Annotated in this window: 14 protein-coding genes; 8 read left to right on the top strand and 6 right to left on the bottom strand. The window is 65.0% G+C overall.

The features are described 5' to 3' along the window. Positions 1-331: 331 nt before the first annotated feature. Positions 332-6517, bottom strand: a complete 6186-nt coding sequence (locus ORS3428_RS16185; RefSeq protein ID WP_071099236.1) for a kinesin — start codon at positions 6515-6517, stop codon at positions 332-334. A 291-nt stretch (positions 6518-6808) separates the two neighbouring features. On the opposite strand from ORS3428_RS16185, the gene ORS3428_RS16180 reads away from it, so the two are divergent. From ORS3428_RS16180 to ORS3428_RS16170, 3 genes are all read left to right on the top strand, one after another. After that, complete coding sequence (locus ORS3428_RS16180) at positions 6809-7177, top strand: Hpt domain-containing protein (protein WP_071099303.1); 369 nt, start codon at positions 6809-6811, stop codon at positions 7175-7177. 210 nt (positions 7178-7387) lie between these two features. Beyond that, positions 7388-7708, top strand: coding sequence for a 2Fe-2S iron-sulfur cluster-binding protein (locus ORS3428_RS16175; protein ID WP_071099235.1), 321 nt, complete (start codon positions 7388-7390; stop codon positions 7706-7708). 195 nt (positions 7709-7903) lie between these two features. Next, complete coding sequence (locus ORS3428_RS16170) at positions 7904-8935, top strand: NAD(P)/FAD-dependent oxidoreductase (protein ID WP_071099234.1); 1032 nt, start codon at positions 7904-7906, stop codon at positions 8933-8935. Positions 8936-8960: 25 nt separating this feature from the next. Here ORS3428_RS16170 and ORS3428_RS16165 read toward each other — a convergent pair whose 3' ends face one another. After that, positions 8961-10445 carry an MDR family MFS transporter gene (locus ORS3428_RS16165; RefSeq protein ID WP_071099233.1) on the bottom strand — a complete coding sequence of 495 codons (1485 nt, stop codon included), beginning with the start codon at positions 10443-10445 and terminating at the stop codon, positions 8961-8963. A gap of 224 nt (positions 10446-10669) precedes the next feature. Next, positions 10670-11290 (bottom strand): DUF922 domain-containing Zn-dependent protease, encoded by a 621-nt coding sequence (locus ORS3428_RS16160; protein ID WP_071099232.1) that lies wholly within the window; start codon positions 11288-11290, stop codon positions 10670-10672. 84 nt (positions 11291-11374) lie between these two features. Here ORS3428_RS16160 and folP point away from each other — a divergent pair, with 84 nt between their 5' ends. The 3 genes from folP to folK are packed head-to-tail and all read left to right on the top strand — an operon-like array spanning position 11375 to position 13087. After that, positions 11375-12229 carry a dihydropteroate synthase gene (folP, locus tag ORS3428_RS16155; protein ID WP_071099231.1) on the top strand — a complete coding sequence of 285 codons (855 nt, stop codon included), beginning with the start codon at positions 11375-11377 and terminating at the stop codon, positions 12227-12229. A 2-nt stretch (positions 12230-12231) separates the two neighbouring features. Beyond that, on the top strand, positions 12232-12591 hold the full coding sequence (folB, locus tag ORS3428_RS16150; protein WP_071099230.1) for a dihydroneopterin aldolase: 360 nt from the start codon (positions 12232-12234) through the stop codon (positions 12589-12591). After that, positions 12575-13087, top strand: coding sequence for a 2-amino-4-hydroxy-6-hydroxymethyldihydropteridine diphosphokinase (folK, locus tag ORS3428_RS16145; protein WP_071099229.1), 513 nt, complete (start codon positions 12575-12577; stop codon positions 13085-13087). Before folB ends, folK begins: the two co-directional genes overlap by 17 nt. A 4-nt stretch (positions 13088-13091) precedes the next feature. On the opposite strand, the gene ORS3428_RS16140 is transcribed toward folK, so the two are convergent. After that, the gene (locus tag ORS3428_RS16140; RefSeq protein ID WP_071099228.1) at positions 13092-13640 is read right to left on the bottom strand and encodes a DUF924 family protein; all 549 of its coding nucleotides are present in this window, start codon (positions 13638-13640) and stop codon (positions 13092-13094) included. Between the two features lie 10 nt (positions 13641-13650). Continuing rightward, entirely contained in the window at positions 13651-15486 is a 1836-nt protein-coding gene (locus ORS3428_RS16135) for a monovalent cation:proton antiporter-2 (CPA2) family protein (RefSeq protein WP_071099227.1), read from the bottom strand. A 262-nt stretch (positions 15487-15748) separates the two neighbouring features. Here ORS3428_RS16135 and ORS3428_RS16130 point away from each other — a divergent pair, with 262 nt between their 5' ends. Beyond that, positions 15749-16015 carry a hypothetical protein gene (locus tag ORS3428_RS16130; RefSeq protein WP_071099226.1) on the top strand — a complete coding sequence of 89 codons (267 nt, stop codon included), beginning with the start codon at positions 15749-15751 and terminating at the stop codon, positions 16013-16015. Between the two features lie 64 nt (positions 16016-16079). Here ORS3428_RS16130 and ORS3428_RS16125 read toward each other — a convergent pair whose 3' ends face one another. Continuing rightward, positions 16080-17087, bottom strand: a complete 1008-nt coding sequence (locus ORS3428_RS16125; protein ID WP_244507970.1) for a LysR substrate-binding domain-containing protein — start codon at positions 17085-17087, stop codon at positions 16080-16082. 155 nt (positions 17088-17242) lie between these two features. Between ORS3428_RS16125 and ORS3428_RS16120 the strand changes: the two genes are divergently transcribed. After that, positions 17243-18757, top strand: coding sequence for a leucyl aminopeptidase (locus tag ORS3428_RS16120; protein WP_071099224.1), 1515 nt, complete (start codon positions 17243-17245; stop codon positions 18755-18757). The last annotated feature ends 9 nt before the right edge of the window (positions 18758-18766 follow it).

The following is an 18766-nucleotide window of genomic DNA, read 5'->3' as shown; positions in this document are numbered from 1 at the left end:
GCGATCATCATCACGATCAGGTCGCCAAGCCGATGCGTGGCGTTGCCAGCACGCGGATCAGGCACCGCGCCGAAATAGCTCTCAAGGCTGGAAATGGCAGTCTCTYCCTCRCTCGACTGCCTRCCCAAAGAATCCTTTCTCAGGCCAACTTCAAGTCCCAAAAAGCCATATGCGATTCCCCTGGTCACTAAACGGGGAGAAGGTGCCGGCAGGCGGATGAGGGGCGGCGCCGACAGATGATATCTATCGCTGTCTACGTCACAAGCATCCGCTCGGACAAACAAAAAGGCGGGAGCAGGTCCCGCCTTTTTGTTGTTCGTTCAAACCCGGCTCAGCGCAGGCGGCCGCTGGCGTGGGCCAGCATGGTGTAGACCTTGCCGGTGTCCGACGTGAGATAGGTCTGCGCCATGATGTTGTCGCGGTCGTTGCGCGACACGTCCTTGAGCAGCTTCTCGAAATCGTCGCAATAGCGGTCGACGGCGGCGCGGAACTCGGCTTCGGCCTGGTACTTGCGGCGGATATCGTCGAAGGTCTGCTGGCCCTTTAGCGTGTACAGGCGGCGCGTGAACACGTCGCGCTCGCCGCGGCGATAGCGGTTCCACAGCTCGATCGAGGCGTCGTGGTCGATGGCGCGCGCGATGTCGACGGAGAGCGAGTTGAGCGACTCCATGACATGCAGGGGCGAGCGCTGGGCAGGCGCCGCACGCGGCGCTTCCGCCGGGGCCGCCGGCTTCAGGTCCTCGTCGCGTGACGCGTTGGTCAGCAGATCGCGCACCCAGCCGCCGCCTTGCGGCGAGCGGCCGTTGGGCTCGCGCCGCGGGGCTTCCGCGGGACGCTCGATGTCGAGCGTGCCGCGCAACGTCGTCTCAGCCAGCGGCGCCTGCGGCGCCCGAGGCTCCGGCTGAGGCTGCTGCGGCGCGGGACGGCGCAGCGACTGCTCGACCGGGCGGGCAGGCGCCTGCGGTGCAGGGCGCAAGCCGCGCGGCTCGCCGGTCTCGCTGCTGCCGCTGCGGCCCGATTTCGCAACGATGTCAGAGAGTTCCTTGAGCGCGTTGATCTGCTCCGCGACGGCGCGGCGGATGGCTGAGGTCGATTCCTTGGCCTCCTCCGGCATCTCGATGACGCCCTTCTTGAGCTCGGCGCGGGTCAGGTCCAGCTCGCTCTTGATGGAGCCCGCGGTGCGCCGCATCTCCTCGGTCGCGTCGGCGAAGCGCCGCGTCGCCGAATCGACGACCTCGGCGATGGCCGTGCGGATCTTCTCCGCCGATTCCATCGTCCGGCCCTCGGCGTTCTGCATCGTCTGGCCGACCAAGTTCTCGAAGGAGCGCATGACCTTTTCGAGGTCTTCCGACTTCTTGACCAGGCCGACGGCGAGATCCTCCAGCGAGGACTGCCGCTCAAGCGTGTGCTCGAGATTGCTCTGCGCCGAGCCGAGCAGATCGGAGGCGCTCGACAAAAGGCGGCTGTGCTCGTCGAACTTGGTGGCGATCGAGGCAACTTCGCGCAGCGTCGCCGAAGAGAGATCGGTCAGCCGCGTTGTGTTGGAATCGACCAGACGCGCCGAGCTGGCGAAGGTCTGGGCTGCCTTTTCGGTGGTCGCGGCGAAGCTCTGTGTGCTGCCGGCGAGGCGATCCTCGACCTGGCCGAGGTTGACGGCCGCCTGCTCGATCAATTGGCCGAGCTGCTGGCTTGAGGTCGTCATGCGGCCGATAAGGTCGGCAACGCTGTYGGCCAGCGTCGAGCGCGCGCCCTCAACGGCCGAAAGCGTCTCGGCCGTGCGGTTGGCAAGCGCGTTGACGAGGGCGGCGTTTTCGCTGCGCAGCCTCTCGGTCGCCCGCTCGGTGACCTCTTCCATGCTCCTTTGCAGCTCGGAACCGCCCTGGGCGAAGCGCTCGACCAGAGGACGCGCCGTCTCGTCGAGGATCCTCGACATTTCGGCGGAGCGCGCCGCAAGCATGGTGTTGAGCTCACGGGTGTTGGCACCGATGGTCTTTGCCGCATCGTTGGTGCTCTGGCCGATATGCTGGCCGACCGCCGTGAAGGTCTCGGCGATGACGTTGGCGCGCGAGATGAGCTGGGCCTCGGCGCTGGAGACCTGGTCGTTGAGCTTCTGGCCCATCGTTTCGGCACTGGAGGAGAGCCGGTTTTCGACGCTCGCCAGCTGCTCCTCGACGCGGGCCGCGGCAGCGGCCGCGCTCGATGCCAGCCGCTCGTCGGCACCGGCAAGCGCCTGTTCGAACTCGCGGGCATGGGCAGCGAGTTCCTGGCCGGTCTGCTGGGCACGGTCGGCGACGCGCTGCTCGGTGGCGGCAAAAGCGCCGACAATGGTGTCGGCATGCTCGCCGATCGTCGAGGTGCTGCTGGCGATGCGCGACACCAGCCGATTGTCGGCCTCGTCGAAAATGCGGGCGATTTCGGACGCCCGCGACGACAGCGCCTCCGAGCCCTCGGCGATGCGCGAGCCAAGATGCTGGTCGGCGGCATCGAAGATGCGGCCGAGATCGGAGGCACGCGCGGCCAGAGCCTCGGCCGATTCGGTGATGCGCTGGCTCAGCCGCTCGTCGGCGCCCTCGAAGTTGCGCAGGATGTCGCCGGCGCGCTCCGCCAACGACTGCGCCGTCTCGACCGCGCGGGCGACCAGCTTCTGGTCGGCGGCGTCGAAGGTGCCGGCGATCTCGCTGGCGCGGGCGGCCAGCTTGTCGGCGGTTTCCTCGGCCCGGGCCATCAGCGAATTGGACGCGTCGTCGGCGCGCGCCATCAACATGCTGGAAGTGTCCTGGGCGCGCTCGTGCAGGCGCCGGTCCGCCGCCTCGAAAGCGTTGGCGATGTCTTCGGCCCTGGCAAGCAGCGCGGCCGAGGTCTGCTCGGCGCGTTCGGCGATCTTGCGATCCGCGTCGCTGAAGRCTGCTCCGGCCTGCTCATGCAGCGCGCTGGTCACTTCCATGACCTTGTCGCGCAACGCGCCGGCGACGAAGACGGCGGTCTTTTCGAGAACGCCGCGGACATTGTCGACACCGGTCGAGAGCGCACGCTCCATGGTGCCGGCGCGTTCTTCGATGATGCTGGTCTGCCGGCTGAAGGCCTGCTCGATCTTCTCGACATCGGCGGCGATCGCTGCCGAGATGTCGCCGCTCTTGGCCGCGATCTGGTCGATATGGCCGGACACCGAACGGTCGATGTCCTCGCGTGCCTCGGCGAGCTTGGCGAGATCGTCCTCCAGGGCGCGGGCCAGCATGTCGCGGCCCTCGGACAGCTTGCCGACATGGCCGGCGATGACGTTGTCGATCTCCGAGCGGCTTTCCGCCAGCTTCTGCAGATCGGTTTCGAGGGCGCGCTTGAGGATGTCGCGACCCTCGGCGAGCTTTTCCACCTGGCCGGAGACCAGCCCGTCGATACCCGCGCGGCTCTCGGCAAGCTTTGCGAGATCGGCCTCGAGGGCACGCGTGAGGATGTCGCGGCCTTCGGCGAGCTTCTCGACCTGGCCGGCAACAAGCCCGTCGATGCTGGCGCGGCTTTCGGCGAGCTTGGCGAGGTCTGCTTCCAGGGCACGCGTGAGGATGTCGCGGCCTTCGGCGAGCTTCTCGACCTGGCCGGCGACCAGTCCGTCGATGCTGGCACGGCTTTCGGCCAGCTTGGCGAGATCGTCCTCCAGGGCCCTGGACAGCGTCGCGCGGTCCTGCGCCAGCCTGTCGGCATGGGTCTGCATCAGGCCGCTGGCATTGGCCATGTCGGTATCGAGGGCGCGCGAGAGTTCGGCGCGCTGGTCGGCGATCTTCTGCGAATGATCGACGATCGCGCCCTGGATGGTGTTGAGATCGGCTTCCAGGGCGCGCTTGAGGATATCGCGGCCTTCGGCCAGCTTCTCGACCTGGCCGGCGACCAGGCCGTCGATGCTGGAGCGGCTGTCGGCGAGTTTGGCCAGATCGTCCTCGAGCGACTTCGACAGCCCCGCGCGGTCCTGCACAAGCCTGTCCTGGTGATCGGAGATTGCGCCGCTGATCGCCTGCAGGTCGGCCTCCAGGGCCTTGGACAGTTGCGCGCGTTCCTCCTCTACCTTTCCGGAGTGTCCCGCGATGGCACCCCTGATGCTGTTGATGTCTGCTTCCAGCGCGCGCTTCAGGATATCGCGGCCTTCGGCGAGCTTCTCGACCTGGCCGGCGACGAGGCCGTCGATGCTGGCGCGGCTTTCGGCGAGCTTGGCGAGGTCGGCTTCCAGCGTCTGCGACAGCAGGCTGCGGTCCTCCGCGAGCTTGTCGGCGTGGCTGTCGATCAGGCCGCGGATGCTGCCGAGGTCGCTCTCCAGCGCGCGGCTGAGTTCGCCGCGGTCCTCGGCGAGCTTCGCAGAGTGGGTTTCGAGCAGGTTCCTGATGCCGAGCATGTCGGTCTCGAGCGCCTTGGCGAGCACGGCGCGGCCCTCGGCGATCTTCTCGACCTGGCCTGCGACCAGGCCTTCTATCGAGGCGCGGCTGTCTGCCAGCTTACCGAGATCGGCTTCCAGCGCACGCGCCAGAATGTTGCGCCCCTCGGCCAGCTTGCCGACATGGCCAGAGACCATTTCGTCAATCATCGTGCGGGCTTCCACGAGTCTGCCGGAGTCTTCGTTCAACGCCTGGGCGAGGCGGTTGCGACCCTCTTCCAGCTGTTCGAGATGGCTGCCCAGCGATGCATCGATGGCGGCGCGCGACTCGTTGACCTTGCGCAGATCCTCCTCCAGCGCGCGCGAGATCAGGCCGCGGCCTTCCGCCAGCTTCTGCACCTGGTTGGTGACGGCGGCATCGATCTCGGCGCGCCCTTCCGCGAATTTCGCCAGATCCTCCTGCATGGCGGCGGCCATGCGTTCGCGGCTTTCGGAAAGCATCCGGCTGWGGTTCTCGACGGCTTCGTCGATACCRACACGGGCATCGGACAGCCGCTGGATGTCGGCGTCGAAGGAACGCGACACGACGTGGCGCGCGGCCTCCATGCGCCCGGCGAAATCGGTGGCGCGGGCCTCGAGCATGGACGATGTCGACGAGATGATGTCGGCCATGTCGGCGCCGATCTGCGTCTTGCCCTGGTCGATCATCGCCGACAGCGTGTCCTTGCTTTCGGCGAAAGTGTTGGCGATCTCGCGCGCGCGTTCGACCAGAGTCTCGTTGATCTGGCGGGCACGGGCTTCGAGCGCGGCATTGAGCTTTTGCGTGCCGGTATCGAGCGCCTCGGCGCGGGTCTGGAACTCGCTGATCAGCGCCTGGCCGCGTTCGGCCAGCGTCCGCTCGATGCCGCTGAGGCTCGATTCGAACTCCGAGCTCAGCGTGCGCGCGGCACCACCGAGCAGCGAGACCATGCCGTTGGTGCGGTCGTCGAGCAGGTCGGTCAGCGAGCGGGTGAGGCCGTCCGTGGTGTCGGTCAGCTTGGCGATGCGGGTGTCCAGCAGGCTGGCGAAGGCCTCGCCCGAGGTCGATAGGCGGTCGGTGATCGAATCGAGCCGGTTTTCCACCGAATCGAAGATCGACATCGAGCTTTCGTTGATGCGATCGATCAGGGTGTCGCCGGAATTGTTGATCGTCATCGACAGCTTGGTCGATGCGTTGAGGATGGAATCACGGATGATGTCGCTGGCCGAGCCGATCTCGTCGCGCAGCGTCTCATGGGCGCTCGCAATCGAGGCGCGCACGCGCTCGGCATGGGAGACAACCGCTTCGCGCTCGCTGCCGAGACCATCGACCAGCGACCGGATGCGGGCTTCGTTCTCGGAATAGGAGCGCTCGATCTGGCTGACTTCGCTGTGGACCAGCGTTTCGAGCTCCACGGCGCGCGCCAGGGTGCGTTCGATGCCTTCGCCCATTGCCGCCACTTCGCGGCGAACGGCCTGGCCGATCATCATGACTCGGTCCTGGGCGATGTTTTCCGGCTCGGCGAGGCGGAAGGCCACTTCGGTCATCGATTGCGCGGCGATGCGCATTTCCTGCGCGCGCCGGATCATGGCGGCGAAGGCCCAGAACAGAATGACCGGAATGATCGCCGCGACCGCCAGGCCGATCAGCTCAGGGCGAGCGAAGAATTGGTTGAAGGCGCCGATCTTCCAGATGCCCGGGCCGAACAGGAGGTTGGCGAGCCCGACCGCGCCCCCGATCCAGGCAAGCGAAATGAAAGCGACCACCCAGTAGACGGTGCTCGACGCGCGCCGGTTGAGGCCGTGCRAAAGCGTCCGGTAATCCTTCTGGCGGTCGTCGTTAGCCGGCGTGAAACCCGCCGCTTGCGAACCGCGCGGCTCGACCGGGCGCAGCTCTGCCGGCTTTGGCTGAGGCGCCGCATTCGCGGCGGCCTGAGGCTGGTTCGCCGGTTCGATTCGCTGGCTGCGACCCTCGCGCGCCAATTCGTCCGCGGCAGCCGATATCTGGGCCTCCAGGTCTTCCATCGACGCCGCCATGTCGAGGCCGCCCTCGTCGCCGCTGAGGTCGAGGTCAAGCGCCTTTTCCAGCTCCGCAGCCACGTCGCTCTCGAGAGACTTCGTCGTCGTTGGTTTCTTAGCCATGCCTTCGCTACCCTGTACTAGCTGCCGCGGGACTTATGATTTTGGCCTGAATCCGGCTTGTCTTGTCCCGCGCTAGAGGCTGAAAATGGAACCTCGTATCGTAATGACACACCGGGGTAAAGAAAACATGCATTCCGGGTGATACGTAAAACTTTAAATATAAGGTTAACGGAAGCGTGATTTGGCTGCCTCCGTGACAACATTTTTTCCCGCTACCCCATTAACCCGATGGCGACGCGGATCGCCTATTTTTTTGGCCGCCAGCCCGCCYTTTTCGGAGTTGCAGTGCGAATGCGTGGCGAAAGTGGAATCGCGTTTTCGATGCCCGGCGGAGACGTGTCGGGAAGGGCAGGGTCGCGACCTGTGGATATGGCCCATTTGGCGCGGCACACGATGGATGATCGCGCGCTTGAACAGGAGGTGCTGGCGCTGTTCGTGCAGCAGGCGCTTTCGGTGCGCGACGAGATCCTCGACGCGGATGCCAGGGAACGGGTGCTTCTGGCGCACGCCCTGAAAGGCTCGGCGCGCGGCATCGGCGCATTTGCCGTCGCCGAATGCGCCGAAGCGATCGAACAGCAGCCCGARGATGCGCGCGCCTTGAAGAAGCTCGGCGCGCTGATCGACGAAGTGCGGGACTTCATCGCCTCCATCAGCCGCTAAAGCGCGTCGCGATCCTTCCTGATTCGCTTCAGCGCCTTAGGTTTTTGATATTGCGCATGTCTTTGTCCCGAACCGGTTCCCACTTCCAGGAGACCTCTCTTAAAGCCTGCAAATGGCCACCTTCTGAAAAGCGTCATGCGGTGGCGCTTTCGCGCCGCAGTTGACTTGTCCGGCGGAGTGATTATCTCCGCTGCGACTCTCAGGTGACCAATGACCAAGCTGACTTACATCGCCAATGACGGCACTCAATTCGACGTGGATGCCGAGAACGGCTCGACCGTCATGGAAAACGCGATCCGCAACGCGGTGCCGGGCATCGAGGCCGAATGCGGCGGCGCCTGCGCCTGCGCGACCTGCCATGTCTATGTCGACGAGGCGTGGACGGCGGAGGTCGGCGAGCCGGAGGCGATGGAGGAGGATATGCTGGACTTCGCCTACGACGTCCGGCCGAACTCGCGCCTGTCCTGCCAGATCAAGGTGCGCGACGCGCTTGACGGCCTCGTCGTGCGCGTGCCCGAACGCCAAGGCTGAACCAACTTTCCATTTTCCAATTTTGCCCTTGACTGCTTGGCAGCGGGCAAATGCTCATGCAGTGTCGCACCCGTTTTCACTACAGCGCCGCGCGCCCTCTGGGACGCGCCAAGGACGCTGTAGCTTTGATTGGTGCATGATATTTCCGAAATCGATTCCGATTTTCGGGGGCCATGCGCAAACGGGGCGGAGCTGATGACGGACACGATCAAGACGGACGTACTTATTGTCGGGGCAGGGCCGATCGGCCTGTTCGCCGTATTCGAGCTCGGCCTCTTCGACATGAAGTGCCATCTCATAGATATCCTCGACCGTCCGGGCGGGCAGTGCGCCGAGCTCTATCCGGAAAAGCCGATCTACGACATTCCCGGCTGGCCTATCATCACGGCGCAGGGCTTGGTCGATAAGCTGCTCGAGCAGATCCACCCGTTCAAGYCGGACTTCACCTTCAACCGCATGGTCTCCAGCCTCGAGAAGCTCGAGGACGGCACCTTCCGCGTCACCACCGACGAGGGTGAGGTGTTCGAGGCCAAGGTGGTGGTCATCGCCGCCGGCGGCGGCTCGTTTCAGCCCAAGCGCCCGCCGATCCCGGGCATCGAGGACTATGAAGGCAAGAGCGTCTTCTATTCCGTCCGGCGCATTGAGGATTTCCGCGGCCAGGATCTCGTCATCGTCGGCGGCGGCGACTCGGCGCTCGACTGGACACTGAACCTGCAGCCGATCGCCAAAAGTGTGACGCTCGTTCACCGGCGTCCGGAATTCCGGGCGGCGCCGGACAGCGTCAACAAGATGTACGCCATGCAGGAGATGAAGCAGCTCGAATTTCTGGTTGGCCAGGTGAGCGGGCTCACCGGCGCCGGCGGACAGCTCTCATCCGCAACCATCAAGGGCGRCCCGGACGGCGACGTCGAGGTGCCTTGCACCCGCATGCTGCCGTTCTTCGGCCTCACCATGAAGCTCGGGCCGATCGCCGAATGGGGGCTGAACCTGCACGAGAACCTGATCCCGGTTRACACCGAGAAATTCCAGACATCGATCCCCGGCATCTTCGCCGTCGGTGACATCAACTGGTATCCCGGCAAGCTGAAGCTGATCCTGTCAGGCTTCCATGAGGTCGCCCTGATGGCGCAGGCGGCCAAGCGCATCGTCAGCCCAGGCGAGCGCATCGTCTTCCAGTACACGACCTCGTCGACAAGCCTGCAGAAGAAGCTCGGCGTCCACGAGTAGCTCCCCCGGATGAGCGGCCGCCCTATTATTCCGCCATCGCCGGCGGGTGCTCGGCATGGCCGCGCAGCGGCTTTTCGGGCATGAGCGCCAGCGCGAGGAGCGTCAGAACCAGTGTGATGCCGGCGGTGAGGAAGATCATCACGAAGGGCGTCGCCGAGGTGACCTCGACATGCGCGAGGGAGCCCTCTGAGGCAAGCGGCAAGCCGTAGCCCAGCGCAACCGCGCCAAGCAGGGCAACACCGAGCGCGCCGCCCAGCGAACGCAAGAAGGTCAGCACTCCGGTCGCGACACCGAGATGCGCGCGGTCGACARCATTCTGCACCGAGACGGTGCTGACCGGGAACGTCGTTCCGCTGCCGAGGCCGATCAGCGTGGTCAGGATCTCCACTTCGAGCAGCGAGGCATGCCCGGCTATCGCGCTGAGCACGCCGATGCAGATGATTGCCAAAGTGACACCGACCATGGCGATGCGCTTATAGTGGACGAAGCGCGGGATCATGCGGCCGCTGAAAGTGGCGCCGGCAACTGTGCCGAGCAGAAGACCCAGCATGGCCGTGCCGGATTCGCTGACCGAGAGCCCGACGACGGACTGCAGGTAGACCGGCAGGTAGACCGAGGCGCCAATGTTTGCAGCCTGCAGCAGGAACATCGACAGCGTGCCGGCGAGCACGATCGGGTTGCCGAGCACTTCGAGCGAGATCAGCGGCTCGGAGGCCCTGAGCAGCCTCAGCGCGAACAGCGCCCAGAACACGGCCGAGCTGCCCACCAGCCCAAGGATTTCCGGAGAGAACCAGGGATAGGCGCTGCCGCCCCAGTTGAGCGCCAGCAGCAGCAGCGCCGTCGCGATCACCAAAAGCACGGCACCCAGCCCGTCGATGCGATGATGCTTTGCCGCGATCGGCAGCTTCTTCAGCGGATTGTTGATGATGGCCATCGCCAGGAAGCCGAGCGGCAGGTTGATCCAGAAGATCAGCGACCAGTGCAGATGTTCGGCGAAGGTGCCGCCGAGCAACGGCCCGGCAACACTGGCGACCGCCCAAGTGCCCGATATCCACGCGGCATAGCGGGCGCGCTCGCGCGGCGGCACCAAGTCGCCGATAACCGTTTGGGCGAGCGCGAACAGGCCGCCGCCACCCGCACCCTGGATCGCCCGACCGATGACCAGCACCAGCATGTTGGGAGCCAAGGCGCTGACCAGCGATCCAAGCAGAAAGATCAGCACGGCGGCGTGGATCACCAGTCGGCGGCCGTAGACATCGGAAATCTTGCCGTAGAGCGGCGCCATCGCGGTCGCCGTCAAAAGATATCCGGTGACGATCCAGGGCAGGTATTCGGCATGGCCGAGTGCGCGCGCGATCGTCGGCAGGGCGGGAGCGACGATGGTCTGGTCAAGGGCTGCCAGAAGCATCGCCAGCAGCACGCCACCGATGATGGTGTTCTTCTCGCTTTCGCTGATCGGCGCCGAGCTTGTTGTTCCCATCGTCGTGCGATTGTCGACGGTCTGGTCCATGGGCATTCTTTCAACGGCTGGTGCACGGTCCGCAAGAAGCGGCCGGTCCCCGGGTGGCGTCTTCCGCCTGTCGTTCGTGTCTCGTTTCTGGGTCCGCCTAGGGCGAACCTCGTACTATATGTCGTTCGATATAGGCCGTTTTCGACCGCCGCTCGAAAGTTTTTTGGAATCTGGCACTACGTTTCCGTGAGATTGGCCTTCGCGGAGGCCGCCGCGCTCCACGGTCAGCCCGGCGGCAACTGGCCGCTTTGAATGCGCTCCATCCGGTAGCGCAGAAGCCGGACGATCCGGCTCTCGAAGTTGACGCCTTCGACGCGGTCGAATTGCATCTGGGCGCGGTCGTGCTTGGCCAGGATGGCGGTCGAGATCTCGGCAGCCTTGGCTTTCGCCGCCTCGCAGGTTTTTTGCGGATAAGTCGCCTTCAGCGCGTCCTCGAGCTCGCTCGCGTGGTTCTTGGCGATCTCGACATGGCGCTCCTCGTGGCGCTTGATGTCCGCCGAGAGCGTATCCCAGAAAAGTCTCACTCCGGGATCGGCCTTGCGCGGACGCCGCCATTCAGGAAGGATCACCTTGACCTTCACGGTCACCTGGGCGTTCGCAATCCGGCAGGAACTCGGGGTCTGCGCGTAGCTGACGCGGGTGGTGAAGGCCATCTGCGTGGCGCCTGGATGCCTGGAGCCCGTGCTCTTTACCTCGGGCCCGTATTTCGACAGCTGGGCCGCGATGTCGTCCAGCGTGCGGCCGCTGACGCTGAAATAGCTGTAGGTCTTCACCAGATTGGCCGCGCCGGCCGGCATGACGGCGAGCGAAAGCATCAAGGCGCAGAGCAGGGGACGGTTCATCATGTTGCCTCTTTATGCACCTTGCTTTACGGCCGATGCGGGCGCAACGGAATTGATTTCGCGCGGATCACACATGGTTGATGGACAATGACGACAAGGCGATGGCAACTCGCGCATGGACGCCATCTCGACCTCGGCCCCAAAGCGGTCGTCGTCGGCATCCTCAACGTCACGCCGGACAGTTTTTCCGACGGCGGGCTATTCATAGCGCCAGAGAAGGCGATCGCCCAGGCGCACCGCATGGTGGAAGAGGGGGCCGCCATCATCGACGTCGGCGGGGAATCGACGCGGCCGGGTTTTGCACCGATCACCGCCGAGGAAGAGCAGGCGCGGGTGCTGCCGGTCATCGAGGCGCTGGCATCGTCGGGTGAGGCGCTGATTTCAGTCGACACCTATCGCGAGGACACCGCGCGGCGCGCCGTCGCCGCCGGCGCGCATATCGTCAACGATGTCTGGGGCCTGCAGCGCGAGCCTGGCATCGCGCGCATCGCCGCCGAGACGGGCGCCGGCCTCATCATCATGCATACAGGACGCGAGCGGGAGAAGCTGCCGGACGTGATCGAGGATCAGCTCCTGTTCCTGCGCAAATCACTGGAGATAGCGCGCGACAGCGGCGTTGGAGACGGCCAGATCGTGCTCGACGCCGGCTTCGGCTTCGCCAAGGAGACGACGGAGGAAAACCTCGACCTGATGGCGCGGTTTTCCGAGCTTCGGGCGCTCGGCTTTCCGATGATGGCGGGGACGTCGCGAAAGCGGTTCATCGGCGGCGTCACGGGGCGCGAGCCGGCCGAGCGAGCGGTGGGCACGGCGGCCACCAGCGTCATCCTACGGCTCAAGGGCGCCGATCTTTTTCGCGTCCACGATGTCGCAATCAACGTGGACGCGCTTGCGGTGGCCGATGCTATGCTGGCACGCGAAAACGACCCCTCTCCGAGACGCTGAACATGTATGTCATCCGCATGAAGAACTGCGCCTTCTTTGCCCGGCATGGCGTGCTGGACGAAGAGGAGACGCTTGGCCAGCGTTTCTATGTCGATGCCGAACTGACCGTAGAACCCAGCCGCCCGCTGGAGGCAGACTCCATCGAGGACACCGTCAATTACGGCGTTGCCTTCGCGGTCATCGAGAAGATCGTCACCGGGCAGCGCCGTTTCCTGATCGAGGCGCTGGCGCTGGAAGTGGCGAAGGCGCTGGCGGCGCGCTTTCCGCAGATCAGGAGAGCCGAGGTCACGGTGCGCAAGCCGAACGCCCCGGTGCCGGGCGTGCTCGATCATGTCGAGGTGAGCGTTGTCTGGCCACAATAGCGCCGTCTATCTCAGTCTCGGCGGCAACCTCGGCGACCCGGCAAAGTCCATGGCCGCGGCACTGCGCATGCTGGATGGCGACGACAGGACGCGCGTCACCGCCGTCTCCTCGCTCTACCRCACGCCGCCCTGGGGCAAGCTCGACCAGCCGGATTTCCTCAACGCTGCGGCGGCGATCGAAACCGCGCTGTCGCCGCGCGATTTGCTCGAACTATGCCTCGACGTCGAAAGGCGGTTGAAGCGGGTGCGCGAGGAGCGCTGGGGGCCGCGCCTGATCGACATCGACATCCTGGTGTTCGGCGACCTAGTGATCCACGAGACCGGCCTCGAAGTGCCRCATCCTCGCATGCTGGAGCGGGCCTTCGTGCTGGCGCCGCTGGCCGAGATCGCACCCGAACTCGCGGTCGGCGGAAAAAGCGTGTCGGAACGGCTTGAAGCCGTCGACACCTCGGGGATCGAGCGGCTGCCTTCCGGCCGGGAGTGGTGGCTGGGCTGAAATATCAGCCGGAAAATCCGCCGCCGTCGAGAAATGCCTTTTCCTCCGGCGTCGTCTCGCGGCCCAGCATTTTGTTTCGATGCGGGAAGCGGCCGAAGCGCTGGATAATCTCCATGTGCTCTTTGGCGAATTTGAGGTAGTCCGGCGCCCGCGCGGCAGTGAGTTCCACCGAACGCTGCTGATCGGCGAGCGATTCCGAGTGCTCGAAGGGCAGGTAGAGGAAGACCCGGAGGGACTCTTCGAGGGCCATATCCTGGCCGGCGGCGATCGCCCGGTCGGCGAAATGCCTGGCTAGCGGGTCGGTCGCATACATATGTCCGGTGCCGCGGAAGCAATTGCGCGGAAATTGGTCGAGCAGGATCATCAGCGCCAGCGATCCTTCGGCATGCGCGTTCCAGTCGTCGCATTCGCGGCGCGCAGCGGCATAGTGCAACTCGAGGAAGCAGTTGCGGAAATCCGTGTCGAAGGCGTCGTTCTTTTCGAACCAGGCGTCCTCGCCGGCATCGCGCCAGAATTTGGTGACGGAAAGCGCTCGCGCGTCGAGTTCTGCCATGCGTTACTCCTCAGCTCTTGGTCTCTGCCTTGTTCAACACGCCGGCCGTTTCTTCGTTGAGTGCTCGGCCGGCGCGGCGCGGCTGCGTCAGCGGCGTCGGGATCGGCGTGCCGATATTGCCCTTGAGGAAGCGCTGGCCGGCGCGCACGCCCTCGGCCAGTTGCGTCTCAAAACGCGCCTCGTCGCGGCGGCGGACATCCTCGATCACCTCGGCGACCTCTTGCGGATCGACGCCCAGCGCCTCCAGTGCCGAGCCGCCGAAGACCAGCGCGGATTCGAAGGTCTCGCGTAACTGATAGTCGACGCCGACGCGGACAAGCTGCAGCGCGGTACCGCGGTCGAAGGCGCGCGCCAGTATGGTGACCAGCGGGAATTCCGCCTTGATCAGCTGCGCGATGCGCACTGCCGCGTCTGGCTTGTCGACGCAGATCAGCACCGCGCGCGCCCGGCCGGCGCCGGCCGCGTGCAGGATGTCGAGCCGGGTGCCGTCGCCGTAATAGACCTTGAAGCCGAAATCGGCCGCCGCCTGGATCATCTCGACCTCGTTATCGATGATCGAAACGTCGAGGCCGCGCAAAAGCAGCGGCTGGCTGGCGATCTGGCCGAAGCGGCCGAAGCCGATGATCAGCACGCTGCCGGTAAGGCCGTCAGCGATATCGACGCCTTCCAGCGACTGCTCGTCGCGCGGCGTGAGGTAGCGCAGCGCGACGATCGCCAAGGGCGTCAACACCATCGAGATGATGATAATGGCTGTCAGCGTCGCATTCGCCTGGGCGTCGATGATGCCGACGGCTGCCGCCGAGGAATAGAGCACGAAGGCGAATTCGCCGCCCTGCGCCATGAAGACCGCGCGCTCGAGCGCTTCGCGGTGACCGGCCCTCAACATGCGCGCGACGATGTAGATGCCGAGTGCCTTCATGATCATGTAGGCGACGACGTAGATGGCGACGAGGCGCCAGTTCTGGGCGACGACGCCGAGGTCGAGCGACATGCCGACTGCAAGGAAGAACAGGCCGAGCAGGATGCCGCGGAACGGCTCGATGTCGGCTTCGAGCTGGTGTCGGAAAGTCGATTCGGAGAGCAGCACGCCGGCGAGGAAAGCGCCCATCGCCATCGACAGGCCGGACAGTTGCATGGCAAGCGCCGACCCGAGCACCACCAGCAGGGCAGCGGCCGTCATCACCTCGCGGGCGCGGGCATCCGCCAGGATGCGGAAGAGCGGATTGAGCAGATAGCGCCCGGCCACCACCAGCCCGACAATGGCCGCGACGCCGATGCCGACCTCGGCGAACCGTTCGGACAGCGTGGTGTTGGTGCCGCCGGGCGCAAGGAACGCCACCAGCGCCAAGAGCGGCACGATCATCAGGTCTTCCAGCAGCAGGACGGAAACGATGCGCTGGCCCTTGGGCGTGGCGATCTCGCCGCGTTCCTCGAGCAGTTGCATGACGATGGCGGTCGAGGTCAGCACGAAGCCGGCACCGGCAACGAAGGACTGCGCAATCGGAAAGCCTCCGGCCAATCCGACGCCGGTCAAAAGCAGGGCGCAGACGCCGACCTGCAGCGCGCCGAGACCGAAGATCTCGCGGCGCAGGCTCCAGAGCCGCGACGGCTGCATTTCGAGCCCGATGATGAACAGGAACATGACGACGCCGAGTTCGGCGACGTGAAGGATGGCCCCCGATTCGGAAAAGACGCGAAGGCCGAACGGCCCRATGACCACGCCTGCCGCGAGGTAGCCGAGGATGGAGCCCAGCCCCATGCGCTTGAAGATCGGCACGGCGACGACGCCGGCAGCAAGCAGCGCCACTACCTGTACGAGATCGCCGCTCGATGCCTCAGCCGCCATGCCTGTCGTCCTTTCATCTCAAAGCACTCCTTGCATGCAGGGGGAGCGAGTGGCAAGGGCGGGGAGCCTGGCAGGACGGGCAGGGGCCTTGGCCGGAAACAAGGGCGCGCCTGCCCGCCAAACTCCTGTTGCAGGCGCATTGCACAAGTTTATGCGGACCGGTCGTTGCGTGCCGCCACAATCAGAGGTTAAGCCACGCTCGGCTTCGGCCATTGGGAGGCAGCGGCGATGGGCCGCAGCCTTTTTTGAGGAGAGGATTGACATGAAGAAGTTTTTGCTCGTTGCCGTTGGTGTTGCGGCGTTGGCCGTTTCGGCCTGCTCGAAGGGACCGGAATGCACGCAGGAGACCGCCGCCAAGAAGGCGCAGGAGATGGCCGCCGCGCTTCAGGAAGCGATCACCAAGGATCCGAGCAAGGCGGCCGATCTGACCGCCAAGGTGCAGGCGGTGACGACCAAATACCAGAACGCCACGACGCTCGACGAAGCCTGCAAGGCCTATGACGAGGTGACCGCCGCCATCAAGGGTTGAGCGAAGTCGTCGACGAATGTGGAGGCGGTGGCCAGGCGGCCGCCGCCTTTTTGATTGCGGCGCACTACGCGATAGCCATTACCCGCTTATGGTCGGCGATCTCGGCGAGCAGCCAATCCTGGAACAGGCCGGTACCAGGCTTGTTTCCGATGCTACGGCGCTGATGCAGGTAGATTCCGGCAGGATAGGTATGGCGGGCGCTGAACGGGGCGACAAGCTTGCCTTGCTGCRGAAGATCCTGCGCCATCATGGTGTCGGCCAAAGCTATTCCCGTGCCGTTCATCGCCTCGCGCATGATCAGAGTGCAATCATCAAGGGTCGTGCTGGATTTCGGCGTGGTATCCAAAACGCCTTCCTGTTCCAGCCATCGTTTCCATCGCATGCTCTCGCATTCGTGGATAAGGTGATGATTGACCAGATCGGCGGGCGTTCTGAGCGGCACCGGCCCTTCCAGCAGCGAGGGCGCGCAGACCGGCGTCAGAACCAAAGGGATCAGCAGCGTCAAGGCCGGGCCGGCCTTGTAGACGAACTCGTCGACTATGGCCAAATCGAAATTGGCGCGCTTGCCTGACGTCGAGATCTCCAGGTCCACGGACGGGTGCAGCTTGCGGAAATTCGGCAACCGATCCGCCAGCCAGAGGTTCAGGACCGCCGGTACACAGAGCACCCTGACACGCTGGGTCCTGCCGTGTCCCGGCCCATCGACGAAGCTGACATCGTCGGTGGCGCGCCAGATGGCCTCGAATGCCTCGGACAGGGAGCGCGCATAATATGAGCCTCTGATGGTCGGGGTGATCTGGCGAAAGCCGCGCACGAACAGGTCCTGGCCGAGGTTGCGCTCAAGCGCACGGATGTGACGGCTGACGGCCGAAGGCGTCAGATGCAGCTCCTCCGCTGCATCCTTGATGCTGCCGAGGCGCGCGGCGGCCTCGAAAGCGCGCATGCCATTGAGTGACGGCAGGGCCATTGCCCGATCATGAATTGTCAGTTGAGTTTTTGTCAATCGACTTGGGTAAAATTGGCGTTTGATCGCCTGGCCGGTTCGGAGATACGCAAAGGCAAGAGCGACCAAGTCGCCATCCGAAAACGATTATTTGGGCACTCCGATGCCGTTCCACCAGCGGCGGAGACCGGCATGACCGGTTTCCACCGGTGGCCGGCGAAGCTTTGTGCGTGACGCAGGCCAAGCCTTGGCGGGAGTGCCCTGGAATGGGAGAACGAGCTTTCATGCCTCAGTCGCCGGCGGCGGTCTTTGAAACGGCGGACGAGATTTCCGCGGAAACTTCGGTCGTCGTGATCCTGCAAACCGCTCAAAACGGTTTTGGCCCCCGGGCGGCGGCGCTCGATACTGAAATGAACGGGATATTGTCCCGCGCCTGCGCCCATCCGGCTGCGTTTTCGGAATTCGGGACCTGCGTCGATGTCATCGCCCCCAGGACCGTATCGGCCCGGCGCGTGGTGGTGCTGGCGTTGGGCAAGGCCGAGGCCGTGACCACGCTTTCCCTGGCGCGCGCCGGCGGTCTGCTTGCCGCGCATCTGGAAGGTAAGGGCGAATGCGCGGCCACCCTGGTGCTGGATCCGCTCGCCGGCGTCGAGCTGCCCGCGGCGGAAATCCTGGCGCGGGTCGCGCTCGGCATGCGGCTGCGGCGCTATCGCTTCGACATGCGCAACCGGCGGCAAGGGGCAGGCGCCGACCGCACCTTGCGGGTGCGGCTGATCGGGGCGGCCGGTCCGGAGCTGAGCTCGGCTCTGGCGCGGGTCAACGCCATCGCGGACGGCGTCGAATATGCGCGCACGCTGGTCAACCTGCCGCCGAACCATCTGCACCCCGACAATTTCCATGATCACCTGGAGCCGCTGCGCGAGGCCGGCATCGATGTCGAGATCCTGGATGCGGCGCGGCTGAAGGAACTCGGCATGAACGCGATCCTGGCCGTCGGCTCAGGTTCGGCACGAGCGCCGCGCGTCGCGGTCCTGCGCTATCGCGGTAAAGGCGCTCCCGCGCAGCCATTGGCGTTCGTCGGCAAGGGCGTGTGCTTCGATTCCGGCGGCCTGTGCATAAAGCGCGGCGAGCAGATGTTCGACATGAAGGCCGATATGGGCGGCGCGGCCGCGGTGGTAGGCCTGTTGATCGCGCTGGCCCGGCAAGAGAGCCCAGTGCATGCCGTCGGCGTGCTCGGCATTGCCGAGAATATGCCGTCCGGCACCGCGCTCAAGCCGCGCGACATCATCACCACGGCATCCGGGCAGACGGTCGAGGTGTTCGATACGGATGCGGAAGGGCGCCTCATCCTGGCCGACTGCCTCTATTATGCCGCCTCGCGCTTCAATCCCTCGGTGATCGTCGATCTGGCCACGCTGACCTATTCGGTGATGCGGGGCCTGGGATCTGTATTTGCCGGACTTTTCAGCACCGACGATACCATCGCGTCGCGGATGATTGCGGCCGGGGAAAAGGTCGGCGAGCGGTTCTGGCAGCTGCCGCTCGACCGGGCCTATGACGAGGGGCTGCAATCGCCCTTCGCCGATATCCGGCACCACGCCAAGAACATGGAAGACGGCGACGCGCCCTATGCCGCGGCCTTCCTGCGGAATTTCACCGAAGACCGTCCCTGGGTGCATCTCGACATTGCCGGCAAGGAAATGGCCGACAAGGATCGGCCGCTGGGTCGGGAAGGCGCCACGGCATTCGGCGTGCAGATGCTGGAAGAGTGGGTGCAGTCCGGCCGGGCGGCGAATTAGGCGACAGCA

This window comes from Mesorhizobium sp. ORS 3428, from assembly GCF_001854785.1.
In the GTDB taxonomy this organism is placed as follows: domain Bacteria; phylum Pseudomonadota; class Alphaproteobacteria; order Rhizobiales; family Rhizobiaceae; genus Mesorhizobium.
This window is presented reverse-complemented; position numbering and strand designations above follow the sequence as displayed.

Excerpts from the sequence above, each read along its gene's own strand:
- ORS3428_RS16175 (WP_071099235.1), top strand. The coding sequence starts at position 7,388 with ATGACCAAGCTGACTTACATCGCCAATGACGGCACTCAATTCGACGTG.
- ORS3428_RS16160 (WP_071099232.1), bottom strand. The coding sequence starts at position 11,290 with ATGATGAACCGTCCCCTGCTCTGCGCCTTGATGCTTTCGCTCGCCGTC.
- folP (WP_071099231.1), top strand. The coding sequence starts at position 11,375 with ATGACGACAAGGCGATGGCAACTCGCGCATGGACGCCATCTCGACCTC.
- folB (WP_071099230.1), top strand. The coding sequence starts at position 12,232 with ATGTATGTCATCCGCATGAAGAACTGCGCCTTCTTTGCCCGGCATGGC.
- ORS3428_RS16140 (WP_071099228.1), bottom strand. The coding sequence starts at position 13,640 with ATGGCAGAACTCGACGCGCGAGCGCTTTCCGTCACCAAATTCTGGCGC.
- ORS3428_RS16130 (WP_071099226.1), top strand. The coding sequence starts at position 15,749 with ATGAAGAAGTTTTTGCTCGTTGCCGTTGGTGTTGCGGCGTTGGCCGTT.
- ORS3428_RS16120 (WP_071099224.1), top strand. The coding sequence starts at position 17,243 with ATGCCTCAGTCGCCGGCGGCGGTCTTTGAAACGGCGGACGAGATTTCC.